The sequence below is a fragment of the Paraburkholderia jirisanensis genome, assembly GCF_054782355.1.
Genome location: NZ_BAAGSQ010000014.1, coordinates 1 through 5,436 on the forward strand (window position 1 = coordinate 1; position 5,436 = coordinate 5,436).

Below are 5,436 nucleotides of genomic sequence, written 5' to 3' on the forward strand. Positions count from 1 at the left end.
CGGGTAACCGGAAACACGAACGTCAGTACGTTGAGTGAGCGACCGGTCCAGAAATGGACCGAACACAGTAACAGGCATTGAACTGAAGAGTTTGATCCTGGCTCAGATTGAACGCTGGCGGCATGCCTTACACATGCAAGTCGAACGGCAGCGCGGGGGCAACCCTGGCGGCGAGTGGCGAACGGGTGAGTAATACATCGGAACGTGTCCTGGAGTGGGGGATAGCCCGGCGAAAGCCGGATTAATACCGCATACGATCCACGGATGAAAGCGGGGGACCGAAAGGCCTCGCGCTCAAGGAGCGGCCGATGGCGGATTAGCTAGTTGGTGGGGTAAAGGCCTACCAAGGCGACGATCCGTAGCTGGTCTGAGAGGACGACCAGCCACACTGGGACTGAGACACGGCCCAGACTCCTACGGGAGGCAGCAGTGGGGAATTTTGGACAATGGGCGAAAGCCTGATCCAGCAATGCCGCGTGTGTGAAGAAGGCCTTCGGGTTGTAAAGCACTTTTGTCCGGAAAGAAAACTTCGTCCCTAATATGGATGGAGGATGACGGTACCGGAAGAATAAGCACCGGCTAACTACGTGCCAGCAGCCGCGGTAATACGTAGGGTGCAAGCGTTAATCGGAATTACTGGGCGTAAAGCGTGCGCAGGCGGTGATGTAAGACCGATGTGAAATCCCCGGGCTTAACCTGGGAACTGCATTGGTGACTGCATCGCTAGAGTATGGCAGAGGGGGGTGGAATTCCACGTGTAGCAGTGAAATGCGTAGAGATGTGGAGGAACACCGATGGCGAAGGCAGCCCCCTGGGCCAATACTGACGCTCATGCACGAAAGCGTGGGGAGCAAACAGGATTAGATACCCTGGTAGTCCACGCCCTAAACGATGTCAACTGGTTGTTGGGGATTCATTTCCTTAGTAACGAAGCTAACGCGTGAAGTTGACCGCCTGGGGAGTACGGTCGCAAGATTAAAACTCAAAGGAATTGACGGGGACCCGCACAAGCGGTGGATGATGTGGATTAATTCGATGCAACGCGAAAAACCTTACCTACCCTTGACATGTATGGAACCTGGCTGAGAGGTCGGGGTGCCCGAAAGGGAGCCATAACACAGGTGCTGCATGGCTGTCGTCAGCTCGTGTCGTGAGATGTTGGGTTAAGTCCCGCAACGAGCGCAACCCTTGTCCCTAGTTGCTACGCAAGAGCACTCCAGGGAGACTGCCGGTGACAAACCGGAGGAAGGTGGGGATGACGTCAAGTCCTCATGGCCCTTATGGGTAGGGCTTCACACGTCATACAATGGTCGGAACAGAGGGTTGCCAAGCCGCGAGGTGGAGCCAATCCCAGAAAACCGATCGTAGTCCGGATCGCAGTCTGCAACTCGACTGCGTGAAGCTGGAATCGCTAGTAATCGCGGATCAGCATGCCGCGGTGAATACGTTCCCGGGTCTTGTACACACCGCCCGTCACACCATGGGAGTGGGTTTTACCAGAAGTGGCTAGTCTAACCGCAAGGAGGACGGTCACCACGGTAGGATTCATGACTGGGGTGAAGTCGTAACAAGGTAGCCGTATCGGAAGGTGCGGCTGGATCACCTCCTTTCCAGAGCTTCGCACTTAAGTTAGGTGCTCACACTTGTCGGCTGTGCATTGAAGGACAGGCTGAAGGGGTCTGTAGCTCAGTTGGTTAGAGCACCGTCTTGATAAGGCGGGGGTCGCTGGTTCGAATCCAGCCAGACCCACCACGGTGTCTGCGGTGTGTGGTGAGCGAACAGTCCCCTGAGGTAAGCGTACTGGTAGACGCGCGGGGGATTAGCTCAGCTGGGAGAGCACCTGCTTTGCAAGCAGGGGGTCGTCGGTTCGATCCCGTCATCCTCCACCAATTCCCAATACAGAGTGGCTGGTCACACGAGCTGGACGTGACCGGAGACTGCGTATTGGCAATTGAGCCAGTCAGTTACGACAAGGTAGTAGATGTCGGCTGTCGTTCTTTAACAATCAGGAAGAAGTAGTAAAGAGATTCACCGAAACCGGTTAGAGATGGCCGTGCGGAGGTGAATCAGGGTTGTGATTGTATCGATGTATCTCAAGGCCGTCGCAAGACGGCAATTGGAATACGGCACAACGCTAAAACTCAGCCTGTAGCGGCGGTGGCGCGCGAGTTTCCTTCGGGAAGCCGTGAGACACACCCGTTATAGGGTCAAGCGAACAAGTGCATGTGGTGGATGCCTTGGCGATCACAGGCGATGAAGGACGCGGTAGCCTGCGAAAAGCGGTGGGGAGCTGGCAAACGAGCTTTGATCCACCGATATCCGAATGGGGAAACCCACTCCTTATGGAGTATCCATGACTGAATACATAGGTCATGTGAAGCGAACGCGGCGAACTGAAACATCTAAGTAGCCGCAGGAAAAGAAATCAACCGAGATTCCCAGAGTAGTGGCGAGCGAAATGGGACCAGCCTGTACTCTTTATCCGTACTGTTAGCCGAATGCTCTGGAAAGTGCAGCCATAGCAGGTGATAGCCCTGTAGGCGAAAACAGAATGGAAGAACTAGGTGTACGACAAGTAGGGCGGGACACGTGAAATCCTGTCTGAAGATGGGGGGACCATCCTCCAAGGCTAAATACTCGTGATCGACCGATAGTGAACCAGTACCGTGAGGGAAAGGCGAAAAGAACCCCGGGAGGGGAGTGAAATAGATCCTGAAACCGCATGCATACAAACAGTCGGAGCCTCGCAAGGGGTGACGGCGTACCTTTTGTATAATGGGTCAGCGACTTACATTCAGTGGCAAGCTTAACCGATTAGGGCAGGCGTAGCGAAAGCGAGTCCGAACAGGGCGTTCAGTCGCTGGGTGTAGACCCGAAACCAGGTGATCTATCCATGGCCAGGATGAAGGCACGGTAACACGTGCTGGAGGTCCGAACCCACTAGTGTTGAAAAACTAGGGGATGAGCTGTGGATAGGGGTGAAAGGCTAAACAAACCTGGAAATAGCTGGTTCTCTCCGAAAACTATTTAGGTAGTGCCTCGTGTATCACCTTCGGGGGTAGAGCACTGTCATGGTTGAAGGGTCCATTGCGGATTACTTCGCCATAGCAAACTCCGAATACCGAAGAGTGCAATCACGGGAGACAGACATCGGGTGCTAACGTCCGGTGTCAAGAGGGAAACAACCCAGACCGCCAGCTAAGGTCCCCAAATATGACTAAGTGGGAAACGAAGTGGGAAGGCTAAAACAGTCAGGAGGTTGGCTTAGAAGCAGCCATCCTTTAAAGAAAGCGTAATAGCTCACTGATCGAGTCGTCCTGCGCGGAAGATGTAACGGGGCTAAGTCATATACCGAAGCTGCGGATGCACATTTATGTGCATGGTAGGAGAGCGTTCCGTAAGCCTGCGAAGGTGCACTGGAAAGTGTGCTGGAGGTATCGGAAGTGCGAATGCTGACATGAGTAGCGATAAAGGGGGTGAAAGGCCCCCTCGCCGTAAGCCCAAGGTTTCCTACGCAACGTTCATCGGCGTAGGGTGAGTCGGCCCCTAAGGCGAGGCAGAAATGCGTAGCTGATGGGAAGCAGGTCAATATTCCTGCACCAGTGTGAAATGCGATGGGGGGACGGATCGCGGAAGGTTGTCCGGGTGTTGGAAGTCCCGGTCGCTGCGTTGGAGAAGGTGCTCTGGCAAATCCGGGCACAGGATTCAAGGGCGTGGCGCGAGCTCTCTAGGGAGCGAAGCAACTGGAAGGGGTTCCAGGAAAAGCCTCTAAGCTTCAGTTTCACATTGACCGTACCGCAAACCGACACAGGTGGGCGAGATGAGTATTCTAAGGCGCTTGAGAGAACTCGGGAGAAGGAACTCGGCAAATTGGTACCGTAACTTCGGGATAAGGTACGCCCTTGTAGCTTGATGCCCCCGCGGGCAAAGGGTGAAGGGGTTGCAATAAACTGGTGGCTGCGACTGTTTAATAAAAACACAGCACTCTGCAAACACGAAAGTGGACGTATAGGGTGTGACGCCTGCCCGGTGCCGGAAGATTAAATGATGGGGTGCAAGCTCTTGATTGAAGTCCCGGTAAACGGCGGCCGTAACTATAACGGTCCTAAGGTAGCGAAATTCCTTGTCGGGTAAGTTCCGACCTGCACGAATGGCGTAACGATGGCCACACTGTCTCCTCCCGAGACTCAGCGAAGTTGAAGTGTTTGTGATGATGCAATCTCCCCGCGGCTAGACGGAAAGACCCCATGAACCTTTACTGTAGCTTTGCATTGGACTTTGAACCGGTCTGTGTAGGATAGGTGGGAGGCTGAGAAACGTGGACGCCAGTCTGCGTGGAGCCGTCCTTGAAATACCACCCTGGTTTGTTTGAGGTTCTAACCTTGGACCCTGAAGCGGGTCTGGGGACAGTGCATGGTAGGCAGTTTGACTGGGGCGGTCTCCTCCCAAAGTGTAACGGAGGAGTACGAAGGTACGCTAGGTACGGTCGGAAATCGTGCTGATAGTGCAATGGCATAAGCGTGCTTGACTGCGAGACTGACAAGTCGAGCAGGTGCGAAAGCAGGTCATAGTGATCCGGTGGTTCTGTATGGAAGGGCCATCGCTCAACGGATAAAAGGTACTCTGGGGATAACAGGCTGATACCGCCCAAGAGTTCATATCGACGGCGGTGTTTGGCACCTCGATGTCGGCTCATCTCATCCTGGGGCTGTAGCCGGTCCCAAGGGTATGGCTGTTCGCCATTTAAAGAGGTACGTGAGCTGGGTTTAAAACGTCGTGAGACAGTTTGGTCCCTATCTGCCGTGGGCGCTGGATATTTGAAGGGACCTGCTCCTAGTACGAGAGGACCGGAGTGGACGAACCTCTGGTGTACCGGTTGTCACGCCAGTGGCATCGCCGGGTAGCTATGTTCGGAAGAGATAACCGCTGAAAGCATCTAAGCGGGAAACTCGCCTTGAGATGAGATATCCCCGGGGCTTTAAGCCCCTTGAAGGGTCGTTCGAGACCAGGACGTTGATAGGTCAGGTGTGGAAGCGCAGTAATGCGTTAAGCTAACTGATACTAATTGCCCGTAAGGCTTGATCCTATAACAGGTGTGTTTGTGTCGGTCAGCGTTAGTGCTTCAGCACTTACGCGGACCCCACCCCCGAAGGGGGTACGCCTCAGGCTAGAGATCAGCGTTGTGCCAGAAACAACGCAACCCCAACTACTTCTTCCAGATTGGTTGTGACGTGCCGGCCAGCGTTAGTGCTTCAGCACTTACGCGGGCCCCATCCCCGAAGGGGACGCACCTCGCAGCAACAAGTCATGCCTGATGACCATAGCGTGTCGGTACCACCCCTTCCCATCCCGAACAGGACCGTGAAACGACTCCACGCCGATGATAGTGCGGATTGCCCGTGTGAAAGTAGGTAATCGTCAGGCTCCTTATGCAGC

General features: G+C 54.5%; 2 tRNA genes and 3 rRNA genes. All 5 read left to right on the forward strand.

Annotated elements, in window-relative coordinates:
* Positions 1-79 precede the first annotated feature (79 nt).
* Positions 80-1,610: ribosomal RNA gene (locus ACYVNQ_RS09110) — 16S ribosomal RNA — on the forward strand.
* Between the two features lie 65 nt (positions 1,611-1,675).
* Positions 1,676-1,752, forward strand: a tRNA-Ile gene (locus tag ACYVNQ_RS09115).
* Between the two features lie 61 nt (positions 1,753-1,813).
* Positions 1,814-1,889 (forward strand) — tRNA-Ala (locus tag ACYVNQ_RS09120).
* A 316-nt stretch (positions 1,890-2,205) separates the two neighbouring features.
* Positions 2,206-5,086 (forward strand): 23S ribosomal RNA (locus ACYVNQ_RS09125).
* A gap of 224 nt (positions 5,087-5,310) precedes the next feature.
* A 5S ribosomal RNA gene (rrf, locus tag ACYVNQ_RS09130) occupies positions 5,311-5,424 on the forward strand.
* The 16S, 23S and 5S rRNA genes sit together here with 2 tRNA genes alongside, the layout of an rRNA operon.
* Positions 5,425-5,436 lie beyond the last annotated feature (12 nt).